At 50.6% G+C, this 17,329-nt stretch carries 14 protein-coding genes; 8 read left to right on the top strand and 6 right to left on the bottom strand.

Annotated features, from left to right (window positions below; translation table 11 throughout):
• The first annotated feature begins 39 nt into the window (after window positions 1-39).
• The 4 genes from Q9L42_RS07860 (at window position 40) to Q9L42_RS07845 (ending at window position 7,402) form a co-directional block, all read left to right on the top strand.
• On the top strand, window positions 40-1,695 hold the full coding sequence (locus Q9L42_RS07860) for an ATP-binding protein (protein ID WP_349432553.1): 1,656 nt from the start codon (window positions 40-42) through the stop codon (window positions 1,693-1,695).
• Window positions 1,688-4,438: a diguanylate cyclase domain-containing protein gene (locus tag Q9L42_RS07855; RefSeq protein WP_349432551.1), complete on the top strand. Its 2,751-nt coding sequence runs from the start codon at window positions 1,688-1,690 to the stop codon at window positions 4,436-4,438. The genes Q9L42_RS07860 and Q9L42_RS07855 overlap by 8 nt, the downstream gene beginning before the upstream one ends.
• Entirely contained in the window at window positions 4,413-4,970 is a 558-nt protein-coding gene (locus tag Q9L42_RS07850; RefSeq protein ID WP_305909003.1) for an EAL domain-containing protein, read from the top strand. The genes Q9L42_RS07855 and Q9L42_RS07850 overlap by 26 nt, the downstream gene beginning before the upstream one ends.
• Before the next feature lie 158 nt (window positions 4,971-5,128).
• The gene (locus Q9L42_RS07845; protein WP_305909004.1) at window positions 5,129-7,402 is read left to right on the top strand and encodes a copper-transporting P-type ATPase; all 2,274 of its coding nucleotides are present in this window, start codon (window positions 5,129-5,131) and stop codon (window positions 7,400-7,402) included.
• A 196-nt stretch (window positions 7,403-7,598) separates the two neighbouring features.
• Here the strand turns inward: Q9L42_RS07845 and rtcA are convergent, their stop codons facing one another.
• Entirely contained in the window at window positions 7,599-8,624 is a 1,026-nt protein-coding gene (gene rtcA, locus Q9L42_RS07840; RefSeq protein ID WP_305909005.1) for an RNA 3'-terminal phosphate cyclase, read from the bottom strand.
• A gap of 161 nt (window positions 8,625-8,785) precedes the next feature.
• Between rtcA and Q9L42_RS07835 the strand changes: the two genes are divergently transcribed.
• Complete coding sequence (locus tag Q9L42_RS07835) at window positions 8,786-9,586, top strand: ParB/RepB/Spo0J family partition protein (RefSeq protein WP_305909006.1); 801 nt, start codon at window positions 8,786-8,788, stop codon at window positions 9,584-9,586.
• 52 nt (window positions 9,587-9,638) lie between these two features.
• Here Q9L42_RS07835 and Q9L42_RS07830 read toward each other — a convergent pair whose 3' ends face one another.
• Window positions 9,639-10,061 (bottom strand): nitroreductase family protein, encoded by a 423-nt coding sequence (locus tag Q9L42_RS07830; protein WP_305909007.1) that lies wholly within the window; start codon window positions 10,059-10,061, stop codon window positions 9,639-9,641.
• Between the two features lie 34 nt (window positions 10,062-10,095).
• On the bottom strand, window positions 10,096-10,533 hold the full coding sequence (locus Q9L42_RS07825) for a nitroreductase family protein (protein ID WP_305909008.1): 438 nt from the start codon (window positions 10,531-10,533) through the stop codon (window positions 10,096-10,098).
• A gap of 238 nt (window positions 10,534-10,771) precedes the next feature.
• Here Q9L42_RS07825 and Q9L42_RS07820 point away from each other — a divergent pair, with 238 nt between their 5' ends.
• Both Q9L42_RS07820 and Q9L42_RS07815 read left to right on the top strand, forming a co-directional pair.
• Window positions 10,772-12,985 carry a bifunctional SulP family inorganic anion transporter/carbonic anhydrase gene (locus Q9L42_RS07820; RefSeq protein ID WP_305909009.1) on the top strand — a complete coding sequence of 738 codons (2,214 nt, stop codon included), beginning with the start codon at window positions 10,772-10,774 and terminating at the stop codon, window positions 12,983-12,985.
• Between the two features lie 317 nt (window positions 12,986-13,302).
• Entirely contained in the window at window positions 13,303-14,382 is a 1,080-nt protein-coding gene (locus Q9L42_RS07815; protein ID WP_349432547.1) for an IS701 family transposase, read from the top strand.
• A 444-nt stretch (window positions 14,383-14,826) separates the two neighbouring features.
• Here Q9L42_RS07815 and Q9L42_RS07810 read toward each other — a convergent pair whose 3' ends face one another.
• Complete coding sequence (locus Q9L42_RS07810) at window positions 14,827-15,102, bottom strand: PBPRA1643 family SWIM/SEC-C metal-binding motif protein (RefSeq protein ID WP_305909011.1); 276 nt, start codon at window positions 15,100-15,102, stop codon at window positions 14,827-14,829.
• Window positions 15,103-15,698: 596 nt separating this feature from the next.
• Between Q9L42_RS07810 and Q9L42_RS07805 the strand changes: the two genes are divergently transcribed.
• Entirely contained in the window at window positions 15,699-16,151 is a 453-nt protein-coding gene (locus Q9L42_RS07805; protein WP_305909012.1) for a beta/gamma crystallin domain-containing protein, read from the top strand.
• 359 nt (window positions 16,152-16,510) lie between these two features.
• On the opposite strand, the gene Q9L42_RS07800 is transcribed toward Q9L42_RS07805, so the two are convergent.
• Together Q9L42_RS07800 and Q9L42_RS07795 are read right to left on the bottom strand one after the other, a co-directional pair.
• Complete coding sequence (locus tag Q9L42_RS07800) at window positions 16,511-16,693, bottom strand: hypothetical protein (RefSeq protein ID WP_305909013.1); 183 nt, start codon at window positions 16,691-16,693, stop codon at window positions 16,511-16,513.
• A gap of 28 nt (window positions 16,694-16,721) precedes the next feature.
• A complete protein-coding gene (locus tag Q9L42_RS07795) occupies window positions 16,722-17,096 on the bottom strand; it encodes a hypothetical protein (protein ID WP_349432544.1) in 375 nt (124 codons plus the stop codon).
• Window positions 17,097-17,329: the final 233 nt, after the last annotated feature.

Genomic DNA, 17,329 nt, shown 5'->3' with positions numbered 1-17,329 from the left:
ATTCCAGCCAAAGGAGCAGGTGCCGATTAAAACGAGCCGATGACTCTATTCAATGACACCTTCTTGCCTCATGGGTATTGTCTGCATTGGCAACCCATCCTGATCTGGCTGTACACCGCGTTTAACGCTCTGATAGCAACCGCCTATTATTCGATACCGCTGGCGTTGCTTTATTTTGTCAAAAAACGCAGCGATTTATATTTTCCCTGGCTATTTGTCTTATTCGGGCTGTTTATCTTCGCCTGCGGCACAACCCATATCTTGCATATCTTATCGCTTTGGCAGCCAATCTATAGCGTACAGATCATCTTAGACGGCATCACCGCGCTAATTTCTATTGTCACTGCGGTAATGTTATGGAAAATGCTGCCGATGGCCTTAGACATCCCTAGCCCCACGCAACTCAAGGCGCTAAACCGGAATTTAAACGACGAAATCAGACTGCGGAATCAAGTCGAGCAGGATCTCAGGGAAACCCAATCGCAGTTGGAACGCCGGGTGACGGAAAGAACGGAGCAATTAAAAAAAACCAATGAACTGTTAAACGAAAGCAAAAAACGCTTAAGCACGATCATCGCCAATGTGCACGCCATCATCTGGACCATGGACGACAACAGACAAGTGACCTTCATTTCCGATTACATCACCCAGCTACTCGGTTTTCCTGCTAGTCAGCTTTCCGACAGCAGAGATTGCCTAGCAATCATTCATCGCCGCGACCATTACAGACTGATCCATACCGTATTAAGGACATTGAGCCAACAGATTCCCGGCCATATCAAGTGCCGAATTAGACATCGAAATCACTGCTGGCGCTGGATCTGCATCAGCATGACCCCGGTTAAACTAAACGATGATTCATGGCAGATCGTCGGCTTCGTACACGACGCCCACCAGGATTATCTGCAACAAAAACAGATTCGGCTGATGAATAAACAATTGGATAAAAGGGTCAGGCAAGCCATCGCCGAAAATTTGCAGCAGGAGAAAATCATCGCCAGCCAGGCCCGTTTCGCGGCGATGGGTGAAATGGTCGCCAACATCGCCCACCAATGGCGCCAACCGTTAAATTCGCTCAGCCTGACGCTAGAAGACCTGCAGGAGGCCGAACACCAAAACCAATCAAATAAGCAATTCTTGCAACAATCGATCGACAAGGCGTTGCAACAGATCGACAAAATGTCGGCTACGATCGACGTGTTTCAATCGCGCCTGCAAGGCGAGAACCGTAAACAGTTTTTTGCCGTGCCGGATGTCATTCACGATACGGCAAATCTGGTCCAGGACTACCTAAGCAGCCAAGGCATCAACCTAGTCATTGAGGCTAGGCAGCAAACATACGCCTACGGTTCACCGGAAGAATTGAGCCAAGTTTTCCAAAATCTCATCGCCAATGCCCGCGATGCCATTCTGACAAACAATAGTTCAAATAAGGAAATCCGCTTCGCATTGACCGCCGATTCCAAACAATCGATTATCGAGATCAGCGACAGTGGCGGCGGCATAGACTCCGCGATCAAAGACAGAATTTTCGACCCTTTTTTCTCCAGCAAGAACTCCGCTCGCGGCATCGGCTTATACATGGCTAAACAACTGATCGAGCAAAGCCTGCATGGCAGCATTTCCCTGGACAACGATCAACATGGCGTCAAAGTCACGATTACCCTGCCCAACAAGAGGAACAGAGATGATTAGTCAAATCAACGTTAACGAAGCGATTGTGAAAATCCTGTTGGTGGAAGATGAAAGCGACGCATTGGAAATCATGGGACGCTATCTGCGCCGCAAGAATTTTGAAACGGTATTGGCAACGGATGAAGCGCAAGCATTAGCCGAATTCGACAAGAACCCGCCGGATCTCGTCGTTTCCGATTTATGTTTGAAACAAGGCAGTGGCTTGACGCTTTATAAAAATATTTTCAGTCGTAATTCCGACATTCCTTTCATCTTGGTGTCGGCCTATGTCGATAAAGACATCCTGTTAGAGGCCTTTCAGTTGGGCATCGACATGGTATTGCCCAAGCCGATCAGGATGCAAAAATTAATAGAAACCATTTCCGAATTGCAAAAAGATCACGCCAATGTGAAACGTCTTGAACGAGAGCTGAGCCGGCTAAGTAAGCAATACAGCCAATCCCAACATTACCTGACCCATATCGAAGATCGGGCCAGACGACTGTTGACCCCCATCCGCGACCTGAGCCAAAACGTTAAATATTTTTCCAAACCGGCCGGCGCCGTCAGCGGCGATCTTTTTTCCGAATACAATGACAGAAAAGGCTTGCATTATTTGTTTCTGGCCGATTCCGCCGGGCATGGCGTCGATGCGACGATGCCGGCACTGTTTATTCCCGCGCGTTTCACCGAACTGGCCAAAAAAAGCCTCGCCATCCAATTTATCGCCAACGAGCTCAATGAAGAAATTTATAAATTGAGCCTCAGTGATTTTTTTATTTCCTTGACGCTGATCTGCATCAATCGCGTACAGAATAAGCTGCAAATTCTCAACTGCGGCAATCCGGCCGCCCTACTGATAGATAACAACAACAAGGTGCTGGCCAGATTTGAATCCGGCGAAATGCCATTGGGCATCTTGCCGAGCGGAAAATTTCACCCCCAGGTCGAAGAAATCATTATCAGACGGCCCTGCCATCTTTATTGCTACACCGACGGACTGACCGACCTGAAAAATAGTCGCGACATCACGTTAGGCGAAGAGGCCATCGAACGATCATTATGTTCAATCAACAGTCCCTTGCGTTTTGATGAATTGTTGACCGGCCTGAGCGACAGCATCGAACGCAACGAAGATGACATCACCGTGCTTGAAATCGCCTGTGAGATGCAGGCTTCCAATCGGATCGCGGCTTCCTCTGCCCCTGCGTACGACACCGCTCCGGCCGCCTTGATCGACAGCAAGATACTGTTCGTCCAGGATGAAAATCGCTCTCAGCCACACTTTCTGACCTATTTGCAGCGGCGCAGCGGGCATTTATTTTATACCCAGCATTATTCCGAGGCCGTCTGCCTATTCACCGAGTTCAAGCCCGACCTCATCATTCTGGATATCGACTTGTTGCGTTCCGACAGTTTGGCGTTGATTAAATTGATCCGTAAAAGCAGTTTAACGGTTCCGATCATTCTCTTTCACGAACACGACGACCTCAGCGAGATCATCAATTTACTCCGCTACCGCATCAATTCGGCAATCCCCCGACAAGAAAAATACGACCGAGTGTTGAGCAAGCTGGAGGACACCCTCTGCGAAAATCATGAATTGCAAAGGCAGAAATTCTCGAGTTTGGCATTTCAATATTCCGACAACGCCATGATCATTACCGATGAACACATGAAAATTCTATCGGTCAATCCGGCATTCTCCGCCGTCACCGGTTATGGAGAAACCGATGTCATCGGCCGCACCCCAAGAATACTCAGTTCCGGACGCCATGGAGGAAAATTTTATAAACGCATGTGGCAAGCCATTAACGAACAAGGCGCTTGGTCCGGAGAGATATGGAACCGCCGCAAAAACGGCGAAATTTATCTGGAATGGCTGAGCATCAACACCGTTAGAGATGAAAACGGCAATATTCAAAATTTTATCGCCACCTTTCAGGACATTACCCAGCGCAAAAAAGCGGAAAAGCGGATTAATTTTCTCGCTTACAATGACTCGCTGACCGGACTCTCCAATCGCTCCTTATTTCACGATCGTTTGTCGCAATGGCTCATCTTGGCCAAGCGCAATCAACGCCTGTTCGCCATTTTGTTTCTCGACCTCGATCATTTCAAGCATGTCAATGACACCCTGGGCCATGATGTCGGCGACAAGCTGTTGCAGCAAGTCGCGCAACGCATGCGTCGCTGTTTGCGCAAATCCGATACCATCGCCCGATTGGGCGGCGACGAATTCGCCATTTTACTGGCCGAGCCGCAGTCAAGGACCAATGTCGCACAAATCACCCAAAAAATTTGCGCTGAAATCGCCCAGCCGGTTTGGGTTGACGGCAAACAACTGCACATCAGCACCTCAATAGGGATCACCTGCTTCCCGGATGATGGCGACTCGTTGGAAAAGCTGATGAAAAATGCCGATATCGCGATGTATCACGCCAAGGAGAACGGCCGAGATAATTTCGAATTTTATAAAGCGGAACTTAATGAGGAATTGCACCGAAAAATTGGCGTGAGAAATAATCTTTATAACGCCCTCAACAACGAGGAATTGCAATTACATCTGCAACCTAAAATAGACCTTGCCAGTCGGCAAGTTGTCGGCGCGGAAGCCTTGATACGCTGGACCCACCCCGAGCTTGGCATGATAATGCCGGATCAATTCATTCCGATTGCCGAGGAATCCGGCCAGATCATAGCGCTCGGAGAATGGATCATCGGCGAAGCCTGTCGCAATGCTGCAAGATTTACAGAAAATTGACAAACTAATGCCGATCGCGATCAATGTTTCGCCGATTCAGTTTCTACGCGGTGACTTTTCCAAAACCTTGCAAGCAAGGCTGGAGAATTGCGCATTTCCCGCCCAATTGCTCCAAATCGAAATCACTGAATCGTTGTTATTAAATCGACAAAATTCCGTTATCCAGCAATTGAACCAGATCAGGGAAATGGGTCACACCATCGCTATCGACGATTTCGGCACCGGCTACTCCAGCCTGAATTATCTGAAACGTTTTCCCATCGACATCCTCAAAATCGATCGCTCCTTCATGCCTTCAACCGTGGATGAAAACCATGAAAACCGGCCGCTGACGATCGCCATCATCGAAATGGCAAAGGCCTTAGGTCTCGATATCATCGCCGAAGGCGTGGAAAGCGAAGAACAATGCCGTTTTTTACTTGAGCATGGCTGCTCATTAGGGCAAGGGTTCTTTTTCAGTAAGGCGCTTGAATTTGACACCTTCAAATGCTTCGTTATGGAATCGGAGAACCGTCAACGCGATATATTTTAGCCCATCATTTTGAACATTTATCAACCGTCAGACTCATTATTAGAGAGAGTGAATTCTCATACACTCCACCATCCCGGTGATCTAGCGCGTTAAAGCATCAGCACAAACAGCTTCGGGATGGCTGAGCATCTTTGAACAATGACAACAAACCCGATGCCATGTCTACATCCGATCAAAAAAACGCCCAGTCAGCCCGCCCGCAAGGCTATTTCAGCTGCCCGATGCATCCTGAAGTTCATCAATCGGGACCGGGCGCCTGTCCAAAATGCGGCATGTCATTAGAACGCGTTGAAACAACGACTCATACACTTCAAACGGTATATGTTTGTCCGATGCACCCCGAAGTCGTCCGAGACGCACCAGGAACCTGCCCCAAGTGCGGCATGTCGCTGGAGAAACGTGAAACGGATTCCGCGAATGAAGAGAGCAATCAGGAATTGAGCGACATGAGCCGGCGTTTCTGGATCAGCATGATGCTGACGCTTCCGGTATTCATTATCGCGATGGGGCATGACCTGATCAAACCATGGCTGCCTGAGCAAGTTTCTTCCGCCGAACTACAAATCGTCCAATTCCTGTTAGCGACTCCGGTGGTATTATGGTCCGGCATGCCATTCTTCCAACGCGGCTGGCAGTCGATCATCAATCGCCACTTGAACATGTTCACACTGATTGCGATGGGGATAGGCGTCGCCTGGCTATACAGCACCGCGGCGACCTTTGTTCCAGCCTTGTTTCCGGACACGGTGCGCAATCCTGACGGCACGGTGAACGTTTATTTTGAGGCGGCCGCCGTCATCACGACACTGGTGCTGTTAGGACAGGTTCTGGAGCTGAGGGCGCGAAGCCGGACCAGTCAAGCGATCAAAATGTTGCTGCAGTTGGCGCCGAAAACGGCGCGCTTGATTCGTGAGAATGGCGAGGAAGAAGATATACCCCTGGAACAGGTCCAAGCCGGAAACATACTCCGCGTCAGACCCGGGGAAAAAGTCCCAGTCGACGGCGTGGTTACCGAAGGACACAGCAGCGTCGATGAATCGATGGTGACCGGAGAACCGCTGCCGGTGGAAAAGAATAGCGGCGATCCACTGATCGGCGCAACGATCAACAACACCGGCAGCTTGCAAATGCGCGCCGAAAAAGTCGGCGCCGACACCTTGCTGGCCAGAATCGTCGACATGGTCAGCGAAGCCCAACGCAGCCGCGCCCCTATCCAGAAACTGGTCGATGTCGTTGCCGCCTATTTCGTGCCGTCCGTCCTCATCATCGCCATCCTGACATTACTGGCCTGGTGGCTATGGGGGCCCGAACCCCGCCTGGCTCACGCCGTCATCAATGCCGTCGCCGTGCTGATTATCGCTTGTCCTTGCGCCCTCGGGCTGGCTACGCCGATGTCGATCATGGTCAGCACCGGCAGAGGCGCGCAAAGCGGCGTCTTGATCAAGAATGCCGAAGCCCTGGAGGTCATGGAAAAAATCGATATCGTCGTGGTCGACAAAACCGGCACGCTGACGGAAGGCAAGCCCCGATTGATGGAAACGGTGTCCGATAAGAATTTTTCCGCAGACGCAATTCTGCGTTACGCCGCCAGCCTGGAAAAAGGCAGCGAGCATCCTTTGGCCGCAGCAATCGTCGCAGGAGCCGAAGAAAAAGGCATCGCGCCGACCCAGGCGGAAAACTTCGAATCGGTCACCGGCCAGGGCGTCCGCGACCGTATCGATAATCACCTGATTGCGTTGGGCAACAGTCGCCTGATGGAAACGGAAAAAATCGACATCACGGCGTTGCGGCAACAAAGCGAAAGTTTGAGGCAACAAGGTCAAACGGTGATGTTTATCGCCGTGGACGGGCAACTCGGCGGCCTCATCAGCGTTGCCGATCCGATCAAGCCATCCACCTCCGAGGCACTCAAGGCCCTGCATGAAAGCGGCGTGAAAGTCGCAATGCTGACCGGCGACAATCAAACGACCGCCGACGCGGTCGCCGGCAAGCTGGGCATAGATCGAGTCGAAGCGGAGGTGCTGCCGGAACAAAAATCGGAACTGATCAAACAACTGCAATCCGAAGGCTATATCGTCGCGATGGCCGGAGACGGCATCAACGATGCTCCCGCCCTGGCCCAGGCCCATGTCGGCATCGCGATGGGAACCGGCGCCGACGTGGCGATGGAAAGCGCCGGCGTCACGCTGGTTAAAGGCGACCTGCGCGGCATCGCCCGTTGCCGACAGTTGAGCCGGGCGACAATGAACAACATCCGGCAAAATCTGTTTTTCGCCTTTGTCTACAATGCCCTGGGTGTACCGATCGCCGCCGGGATATTGTATCCTTTCTTCGGACTCTTGCTCTCGCCGATGATCGCCGCGGCGGCGATGAGCTTCAGTTCGGTATCGGTGATTTTCAACGCTCTAAGACTTAGAAACTTAACACTTTAGCCTTGACTTTCTAATCGATCACACCTTACGCCGCCTTACGGTAGCCGCGTTTAAAAGCCTCCCTGGTTTGCCGCCATTTATTGACTTTAAGTTAGGTTCTACGCGCGCCAGCCCCGCCGATATTGGCGCCGGCCATGGAAAGCGGTAGCCTATCGCATGCTCCTTTTCTCCTCTGATAACCTACTCATAGCCTTCTTCATTTGTTCACCGAAATCCGCCACTGTCTTTTCGGCACGATTTCCTCACACTGAATGTCGACATCGAGAAATTGCTTGATGACCGCGATATTGGTGCGGACATGTTCACTGAGCGGACCGGTAACGAATGATCCGCCGGCCGCCAGAACCAGCGGCAACAACAACTGATCGGCCAGATGCCCGCCGACCGGCGCGCCGGCCCATTGATAGCATCGCAGCTGTTCGACGGCCATGCTCGCCACTTTTTCCGCTCGGATACCGATGACGCCGATGCTATCGATCACTTCGCAGACATGCCCATAATAGATCCGCAACGAAACCGCGTTGCCGGCGCCCAGCGCCTTGACATGCAGGCTTCTGATTTGCTCGGCAGGCCAGTCCAGCTTGTCCTGCAATCGTTGCATTTCCCGTTGCGTGACATGCTCCGGCAACCCGGCCTCGATGCAAACCGCTTCAGCTTTAAGCGGCTCGCCGCGTTGCGTCAATTCGATGCGCCTGAATGGCTCTTTTGCTTCGATCGCCACGCGCCATTTCCCGCCGCCGACCGGATAAAAGCCGTAACGCTCGAGCCGTGCTTGGCAGTGCACGCCGATACGACTCAGAACCGGCAAAAAAGCCTCGTGAATGAAATCGAAAGTCGGCGCCATCGGATTATGAGTGCCGCCTTCCAACAGCAGATGTGAAGGCTTGCCGGCCAGCATCAACAGCGGCAACACGGTCTGAAAGATCAACGTACTGCTGCCGGCGCTGCCGACTGCAAAGCGGTAGTCGCCGGCCTTGATAACGCCTGGAACGAATTCGATGTCTTTCGACCCAAGGGACGCGCCTTTGACCTCGGCATTACAGATTTCCGCCGCAGCGTTGACGCAGGCCAAATGCTGTTTCATCAATCCCGGCTTTTTCCGACCGCTGCGTATAGCCCGGATATGCACCGCTTGTCCGCTGCAGGCCGACAGCGACAAAGCCGTCCTCAGCACCTGCCCGCCGCCTTCGCCCTGAGAACCGTCTATCTCCAGAAATCCCACCCCACACCTTCTTATTGAAGCAAAGAAATTTTTCGTCTTTCGTCAACGTGTAAACCGTTATGTAACAAAAAGCGTTGTCATAACTAATGCCTAACGTTAGAATTCATGCTTGTCGCTGCTATTTCTAATATAGAGCCCATTCCCCGTCAAGAGAACAAACCATGCTGGCCACCAAACGCTACGAATATTTGCCCATCGATCAAATCGAGTTTCACCATTCGCTGACCAATCACCGCAACCTGGACCAGGCCAAGGTCGCGCATCTCGAAAAAGACATCGTCACCAACGGCCTGTTGGAACCGCTGGTGGTATGGGAACGCAACGGCAAAGAATACTATCTGGTCGGCGGCTTCCACCGCATGGAGGCGATTCAGGGCATCCGTGGCTCCAACCCCGGCTATTTCGACCGGGTCGACGTCAGGATCGTGACCGGCGATACCGACGAGATCAAGGCGCTTAATCTCAAACTGAATTCCGACCGCGTCGACACCCGGATCACCGATTACTTCCAAACCATCCTCTATCTGAACAACGCCAATTGGCCCAAGGACCGCATTGCCGAGTTCTTCGACAAAAGCGTCAGCTGGATCGACGACATCATTCGCTACGCCCCGCTGACCACGGAAGCGATGCGCGAAAAGCTGGCCAGCGGTGAGCTTTCCTGGACACGGGCGAAGGAAATACTGCGCAAAAGCCTCAAGGCTCCGGCCGGTAACGAAAAAGAGATCATCGAGAACGAACTGTCGCGACCTGCTAAAGTCGTCGCTAAACCGCTGCCGATGCAAACGACCATCAAGCGGCTATCGAAATCGCTGGAATCGGAACCGAAACGCACCTTACAGGTCGACACCCACGACCTCTATTCGTTGCTGGTGACGTTACGGGGAAAAAATGTCGATCAGGCGCATATAGACCGGGTGCGCAAGGTTTTTCCGATGTTGTGGGACGAGGACGGCTTGTAGGCAAGCATAGCCGTATGACAAAAGCCTAGAGGGCACAATTATCGCACTAGGCTTATTCCGACGGATAACCGACTGGAACCAGATACAGCGGCCTCTCATTGTTCGGCAATTTAATGACGTCAACCACATGGCCATCATTGAATGCCCCTATAGGCACGCCGGCCAAGTTAAGCGCTGCCGCCTGCAACAATAAATTCTGGCAAGCATGTCCGCTTTCGATCTGGACATAACGAGCGGCCCGACTGCCGTATTTTACCGCGGTCCTTTGATAGGCTGCCGCCACCACAAAAACGGCTGGAGCCGACGTTATCGCTTCCTGGCCCAACGCCGCTTGTTGCAACGCGAGACGCCTATCCCAGCAATTCCCACTTTGGCGTTCAAAAAGGGCATGGGGTGTGTTTGGCGTGGATGTCGGCAGCAAGGATGCTGCCGTCAAGCCCCCAAGGGATGGGTTTACCCTGCACCTAAATTCCATGGCTACTGGAGTATATTTTACATTCCAGGATAATTTAGGTGCTGGGTGAACGGCGCTCCTCGACAGACACACCCCATGCCCTAAACCCTGCAAAAATACTCAAACTGATGACATGGGAATTGCTGTGCCTATCCCCTTCTATCACGCGTTCCAGCTCATGCCGTTGAGGGATGTAGTGATAAACCCCTGCCGACACGACCAGATAGAGTTCCAAGGGATACAACGCTCCCGCCGACGGGGCGACGCGCAACCCTCGGCGTTCCTCCGTGATGCCTTGCGCCGCCCATAGCAGCTGACCGATCTGTTCGATCGACAAGGGTCTGCTATCGAATGCTCTGACAGAGCGGCGTTTGGCAATGCTCTCCGCCAAGGATATCCCGCCTGTCGTATGCGCTTGAGGCAAATGAATGACTTCAGCAAAATCGATAGACTGAGTAATGAATGCCATCGCAATCCATCCCACTATATTCATCGCCCCCCCTTATATTATTAATCAGAGCTGGCCGCTGATGTATTTGAAAGTTTGAAAAACTAAACGCTTATGACAAAACCTGTCATGTTAATCAATGAATATCATCGGCTTACGGTAGTTCAAAAGCAATGCCCGCATTTACTGCTTTCATCACGGCGATGAATACACTATAAATAGATCCTATACGATCATATCTACAGCCGCATAATAAAAATTTTAACGACGACTCAAGATCCTTATGAACAGCCCAACTCGACCCAATCTCAGCCCCTTGGCCAATCTGCACAAAGACCTGCCTGCCGGCCTGGCCGTTTTTCTGGTCGCCTTGCCGCTTTGTCTGGGCATCGCCCTCGCTTCAGGCGCCCCATTGATCTCCGGCGTCATCGCGGGCATCGTCGGCGGCATCGTGGTCGGCTTTATCAGCAACTCATCATTAGGCGTCAGCGGTCCGGCAGCGGGCTTGACGGTCTTGGTGTTAACCGGCATCGAACAAATGGGACTTTCCGCCTTTTTGCTCGCCGTCATTTTTGCCGGCTTAGTGCAAATCATGCTGAGCTTCTTGCGCGCCGGCATCATCGCCTACTACTTTCCCTCCGCCGTGATCAGCGGCATGCTGTTTGGCATCGGCGTCATCATCATCCTGAAACAAATTCCGCACGCCTTGGGCTACGACAAAGACTATGAAGGCGACATCGGTTTTGCCCAGAGTGACGGCTTCAACACGCTCAGCGAACTAAGCCATATTCTTGACATGATTTCGCCCACCGCCATCGCCATCTCGCTGGGCGCACTGGCCATATTGCTATTATGGGAAACGGATTGGATCAAACAAACGCGGCTGGGCAAACTAGTGCCGAGCTCTCTGGTCGCCGTGGTCAGCGGCGCCGTCGCCAATCAGATTCTCCTGGTTGAGGCGCCCCATCTGGCATTGGCAAGCAACCATTTGGTCACGATCCCGGTCACTGAAAGCCGCCTCGATCTTTTTTCTCAGCTGACATTTCCGGATTTTTCGCAATTTGCCAATCCATCCATCTATTCCGCCGGCTTCATCATAGCGATCGTCGCCAGTCTGGAAACCCTGCTCAGCACCGAAGCCACCGATAAGCTCGACCCTCACAAGCGTCCGACCAATACCAACCGGGAACTGTTAGCGCAAGGCATCGGTAACGCAACCTCCGGTCTGTTGGGCGGCATGCCGATCACCCAAGTGATCGTGCGCAGCTCCGCCAATGTCCAAGCCAACGGCCAAACCAAAACTTCCACCATCTTTCACGGTATTTTATTGTTGGTCTCAATATTGGCGATTCCAACACTGCTTAACACGATCCCCCTGGCAACCCTGGCCGCCATTCTACTGGTCGTCGGTTTCAAACTCGCCCACCCGAAAACCGTGAAAAAGATGTACACGACCGGCATCTTTCATTTTATTCCGTTTATCGCCACGGCCGCCGGACTGGTATTTACCGACTTGCTGACCGGTATCGCCATCGGTAACGGCATCGCGGTCTTCTCCATTTTGATGGAGAACTATCGCATGGGTATGTATTTCCAACGCACGCAAAAAGGCAATACCAGCATTCTGCACCTGGCCGAGCATGTCTCTTTCTTGAACAAGGCCAACTTGCTGCAGGTATTGCACCGGCAACCCTCTAACACAGAACTGATCATTAATGCGATGGGGGCCAAATTTATCGATTACGATGTGCGCGAAATCATCAATAATTTTAAAATCGAAGCAAAAGACCGAAATATCGATTTCAAATTCATCGAAATGCCGACCACCTTCCCGGTTCGTTCCAAAACCATTCAGGAAACGATGACGCCGGCCGAAGCCCTGGAAATCTTGAAAGCAGGCAACAAACGTTTCGTCAACAACCTGCACTCTCATCATGATTTGTTGGCTCAGGTCAACGTCACCAGCTCAGGCCAGTATCCGTTTGCGATCGTGCTGTCCTGTATCGACTCGCGAACGTCGGCGGAATTGATTTTCGATCAGGGCTTGGGCGACATTTTCAGCGTGCGCGTCGCCGGCAACGTCATCAATGAGGATATCCTCGGCTGCATGGAATACGCCTGCAGCGTCACCGGCTCCAAACTCATCATCGTACTAGGACATACCCACTGCGGCGCCGTTCGCGGGGCCTGCTCCGGCATCGAATTGGAAAATCTGACCGGTCTATTAGGGAAGATCAAGCCGGCCGTCAATTATGTCCACCACCATCATGCCGAGCTGACGGATGAATCCTTTATCGACAAGGTGGCCAGGCAAAATGTACAACTGTCCATGCAACAAATCCTCGATAAAAGCCAGACCCTGAAATCTCTGTTACAGCAAAACAAAATCGACATCGTCGGCGGCATGTACGATATAGAAAGCGGTGAAGTTGAGTTCTGTTCGACGGAAACCAATTTCAATGGCGAACAAGTCGACCGTATCATCGCGGAAGCTTGACTGTTATGGAAACCGTTGAAGCGAGCCGACTTATCCCGACAATTCTCAATTTAAAGACTAAAGTAGGCGCGAACAAGATTTGGCAAGGATGCTTGCCATCAAAGTGTATGACCCAGATTTGGCTGAGCTTTACTGACTCTGACTGGCTCAATTCGGCCACTATGCAAAGTATACAACTATGAATAGAAGCGACTTTAACTCAAGAAATTACAAGGGATTACCAGTAGGGCTCTACACATAGTTTTAATGCATAAAGGAACTCCGTGATTTCATAGGTAGTTGATTGCTAACTAGGGCGAAAAAGGGGACAGATTTGAATGGCGAAAAAGCGAAAAAGGGGACAGATTTATTTTTTGGAGAAAATCAGGCCGATAAATAAATCTGTCCCCTTTTCCTCCGCCGTGATTGTTCCGTTTACCTCATCGATGTCGTCTAATTTATGGCGGGCCTTGGAGACTTTGTTCGGGATCGAGATTAAGCAAAAGCGGTTCTATACCTTCATGGCTTCGTCGACACTGCCCTGGGAAAGGCTTTGGACGACGCTGTGGGGATTGATTCCGTCCCCCACGACCGATGGCCGCTTATTGATTGGCTTGGACGATTTTATCAACCTCAAAGTGGGTCAACACATTTTCGGCTGCGCGTCGATTTTCGATCATGCCGCCAAAGCGAATCAAAGCCGTTACCCCTGGGCGCAAAATGTGGTGTCGATCGGCTTACTGAAGCAGGTCAAAGGTCGTTGGGCCTGTTTGTTTTTGGGCTTTCGTTTTTACTTACCCCGTCACATGATCGCCGAACAAAAGGAAACCGCCAAAATCAAAGGCCAAGTCGCGCCGTTTCAAAGCAAACTCACGCAAGCGGCGGAATTGCTAATCGCCGTCGCCGGTCACTTTGCTTCGACACCAATGCTGGCGGTCACCGACAGCTGGTTTGGGAATCAGGGGTTATGGAAGCCGGTGCGCCAAACGGTAGGCGAACGTTTTCACCTGTTATCCCGATTGCGCAGCAACCAGGTGCTCTATGCGCTCCCCGACGCCCGGTCCGCCGATGCCAAGACACGCGGACGCCCCCGTAAATACGGCCAGCGTCTGGGGACCGTGACCGACCGAGCGCACGCGCTCCGGCAGCAAACTGCTGCCTATCAGGTTAACCTGTATGGCAAAGTACGCGAAGTACTGGCGGTTGAGAAAACCGTCATGCTGAAGACCTTAAAATGCCCCATCAAGGTCGTGTGGGTGTTTCGTAAAACCCAGTGGGTCGCCTTGTTTACGACCGATCTCGACTTGTCGGTCACCCAGGTCATGAAACCCAAAAGGGTCAGAAACCCAAAAGGGTCAGACACCTTGAAACCCAAAAGGGTCAGACACCTTTGCACCTGGTTGCTGAGATTGAAATAGCACTAACCATGATTGCACCCAGCGCCGCATCACTCAACTCAGTCGGATTAAGATCCACTATCTTTGAGCCCAGCATTAGTGCTCCATGTGCCTCTCTTCACGAATTCTTTCAAGTATTTCTACCGTCTTGCGATAAAGATCCTGTGGATCAGGGGCTCGCAAAAAAGAAACAAACCCAAAAGGGTCAGACACCTTTGCAACCTTTTGCAACCCGCCCGCGTAGAGAGGAAATAACCCGCTCTAGTTCATGAAATATACCGGCATGCTGGGAAATAATTTGCTGAGCACTCTCTCGCCCAGACTCAGAAAGAAAACCATCCCCGCATATTTTCATGCATCCTCCCGTGAAACATAACAGCTAACGGGTAACTTGACGGCGAAAGCGTAGCGACGGTAGGAGCGTAGCTTTTGCCGGTCAAGTTGACCCGCTGGTTAGCACAAAACTCAGGCCAACAACGCACCGGAACCACCACAGCATTTCTTATATTTCTTCCCACTACCGCAGGGACAAGGCTCATTTCTTCCAACCTTTTCGGATACTAAAGGCGAAGGAGGATTCAACATTTTCTCAAAATCCGATATGTCTTCAGGTTTATCTAATTCAAACCCAATGATATAGTGCCACCCATGTTCCGCACATGTTTCAGCAACATATCTTGCTTTTTCTTCAGAATGTACACGAACGATTATTGGTCGTTTCTCTGTTCCTAGTTTTGCCATTTTAATTCTATGTGCTTGGTTGCTCTTTAGTGCTAACGGGTTATCTAGATCTGCATATCTTGTACACTAGACCCGCTCTTCAAGTCAATTTCTTTCTGAAAGCCTTGTAGTTCTAAACGGGATAACATACATTTTTAGCATGATAACCAGATCCGGATAACTACGATACTTAGCCTTCCCGAGGGTGCACGGGGTCCGAGGGCGCACGGGGTCAGACTCGATTCAAATAAACATTGACTCATGTTTATTTACCAGAAGCGGATAGAAAAAATGTCAAATGTAAGGCCTGACCCCGTGAGTGTTCAGGCCTGACCCCGTGAGTGTTTTTGACGCCCTCCCCTTCATTTTCAATCTTTTCGCTGCTTGGCTAAAGCCCTAGTGTCAAGGGTAAGACCAGCCCCGGAGCGTGCGCTACAGAAAAAACGTCTGTGGCGAACTGTAAACATCCTTTTTTTAACATGATTTAGGATATATTTGACGAAATAAGTGTCTAACCCTCACATTATCGAGTCAGCAAAAATAAAGAAATATCTTCCGTAACACGTTTTTAGAATCCGACAAGACGCGGTGACTATTTAATAAACAGGAGAAAAACAATGAACCGAATTAGATTCGTATTTCGCAGTTTTAAATGGGCATTTATCTTGATCTTTTTATCGGGATTAACTTCAAATGTTTACGCCAAAGATAAGGATTGTTGGGTTGATTTTTATGAGTCACCTCAATACGAAGGGGAACATTTTAGACTTCAAGGCCCTAGCGAGTTGAAAAATCTTGATCACGTGAATGGAAAAAGCTGGGATCGACGCATTTCAAGCCTTATTGTCGGCCCTAACGCAAGAGTCACTCTGTTTGAAAATATTGACTTCAAACTCACGCTAAGGGAGATGGCTAATTATCCGGTCTTGATGAAATCATTAGGTGTTACCAAACAAGATGTGCTTGAAGAATCAGAATTAATTTTTGATGCTAATTCAAAAATTCACACACTCGCTGACTTTAATTTTCATGATAGAGTCAGATCACTAAAGGTCAAATGCAATAAATAACCCATGTTATTTCAATAACTTGACAACTTTTCGACGCTTTAAAAAAATCATTTTCTGTATGAAATAAACTTGACTTGCCTTTAAAACCAGTCAGGTTTATTTCCCTTTAGAATGCTGTTTGGCCAAGTCAGGCCGTAATTATTCAGCGTATTTTTATCAGAGGGAGTAGGCTATTGATTTATCGGGCTGTCTGCAACAGGACGTTGCAGTCAGAGCTTACATGGAAGTATTCACGCGTCCCGAGAAATCAATGGTCTACTCCCTAAACCCTGAAAGATACTGAATAGTTACGTCAGGCCTTACATTTGACATTCCCGCTTATTTTTCAGTCCTTGCCCCGTTTGACTAATGCCCTAGCGTCAAACTTTAAGGCTTGAACGTGCTTCGATCCGCACCGCCATCGAGGCGAACGCGGCGAACGCGGCGAACGCGGCGAACGCGGCGAACGCGGCGAAGTATATCAACGCCAAGCCTCGGAGAAACAACCAGGCGATCAGGGCATAGTCAGAACTGTAGCGGTTCCAAAATGCGCGGGTGAACACTTTGTTCGATCATCAGCTTGGCTGATGACTATTCGATTTTCAGCAGCCAGCCATCTTGCCCTCGACACTGATTGCCCCCCTTCGCCTCTATCTGCACCCTGGCGTAGGTATTTTGTAACGGGGCAGGCAATTTTCCGCTGACGAGATAGCCATTGCCGGACGTATCGACCGTGACTTCCACCGGCTGTTTTTTGACGCTGACCTCGATGGAGGAAGGATTGGTGATAGAGGATGCAAAAAAAGAAAATTCCGATTCAGGTGCGACAACGCTTAAATGAGACGGGGCAAACTGGCTGAATTTTGGCGATTTACACGCCTTCTTGCTACTGCTGCTGCCATAAGCCCATGCCTGGGCGCTGAACAGCGCGAGTATTAAGACCGGGAATAATTTAACGTTATTCATAAACCACCTCCAAGCAATGGCTGTATAGCCTATCGTGAAAAAGCTCCCTGTTCCGACTATCGATTCGGATGCGAAGCAACAGTCGCAGAATCCTTATCTCGTATCATGCCAGCTATTCAAATGCATTGCCAATGACTTCGGATCAGCGACAGGACTCCCTCATTAAAAAGTACCTGAACCAATACATTGGTTAATATCGCCCATCCTTCTAGGCGGGGCGGGTTATTTAACCC

Source organism: Methylomarinum sp. Ch1-1, from assembly GCF_030717995.2.
GTDB lineage: Bacteria > Pseudomonadota > Gammaproteobacteria > Methylococcales > Methylomonadaceae > Methylomarinum > Methylomarinum roseum.
The sequence above is the reverse complement of the archived record's forward strand: the minus strand, read 5'-3'. Positions and strand labels throughout refer to the sequence as shown.

Bases quoted from the DNA above. Each gene is read 5' to 3' on its own strand.
- Q9L42_RS07860 (WP_349432553.1), top strand. From the start codon at position 40: ATGACTCTATTCAATGACACCTTCTTGCCTCATGGGTATTGTCTGCAT.
- Q9L42_RS07855 (WP_349432551.1), top strand. From the start codon at position 1,688: ATGATTAGTCAAATCAACGTTAACGAAGCGATTGTGAAAATCCTGTTG.
- Q9L42_RS07850 (WP_305909003.1), top strand. From the start codon at position 4,413: ATGCTGCAAGATTTACAGAAAATTGACAAACTAATGCCGATCGCGATC.
- Q9L42_RS07845 (WP_305909004.1), top strand. From the start codon at position 5,129: ATGTCTACATCCGATCAAAAAAACGCCCAGTCAGCCCGCCCGCAAGGC.
- Q9L42_RS07835 (WP_305909006.1), top strand. From the start codon at position 8,786: ATGCTGGCCACCAAACGCTACGAATATTTGCCCATCGATCAAATCGAG.
- Q9L42_RS07830 (WP_305909007.1), bottom strand. From the start codon at position 10,061: ATGGAATTTAGGTGCAGGGTAAACCCATCCCTTGGGGGCTTGACGGCA.
- Q9L42_RS07825 (WP_305909008.1), bottom strand. From the start codon at position 10,533: ATGAATATAGTGGGATGGATTGCGATGGCATTCATTACTCAGTCTATC.
- Q9L42_RS07820 (WP_305909009.1), top strand. From the start codon at position 10,772: ATGAACAGCCCAACTCGACCCAATCTCAGCCCCTTGGCCAATCTGCAC.
- Q9L42_RS07815 (WP_349432547.1), top strand. From the start codon at position 13,303: ATGGCGAAAAAGCGAAAAAGGGGACAGATTTATTTTTTGGAGAAAATC.
- Q9L42_RS07810 (WP_305909011.1), bottom strand. From the start codon at position 15,102: ATGGCAAAACTAGGAACAGAGAAACGACCAATAATCGTTCGTGTACAT.
- Q9L42_RS07805 (WP_305909012.1), top strand. From the start codon at position 15,699: ATGAACCGAATTAGATTCGTATTTCGCAGTTTTAAATGGGCATTTATC.
- Q9L42_RS07795 (WP_349432544.1), bottom strand. From the start codon at position 17,096: ATGAATAACGTTAAATTATTCCCGGTCTTAATACTCGCGCTGTTCAGC.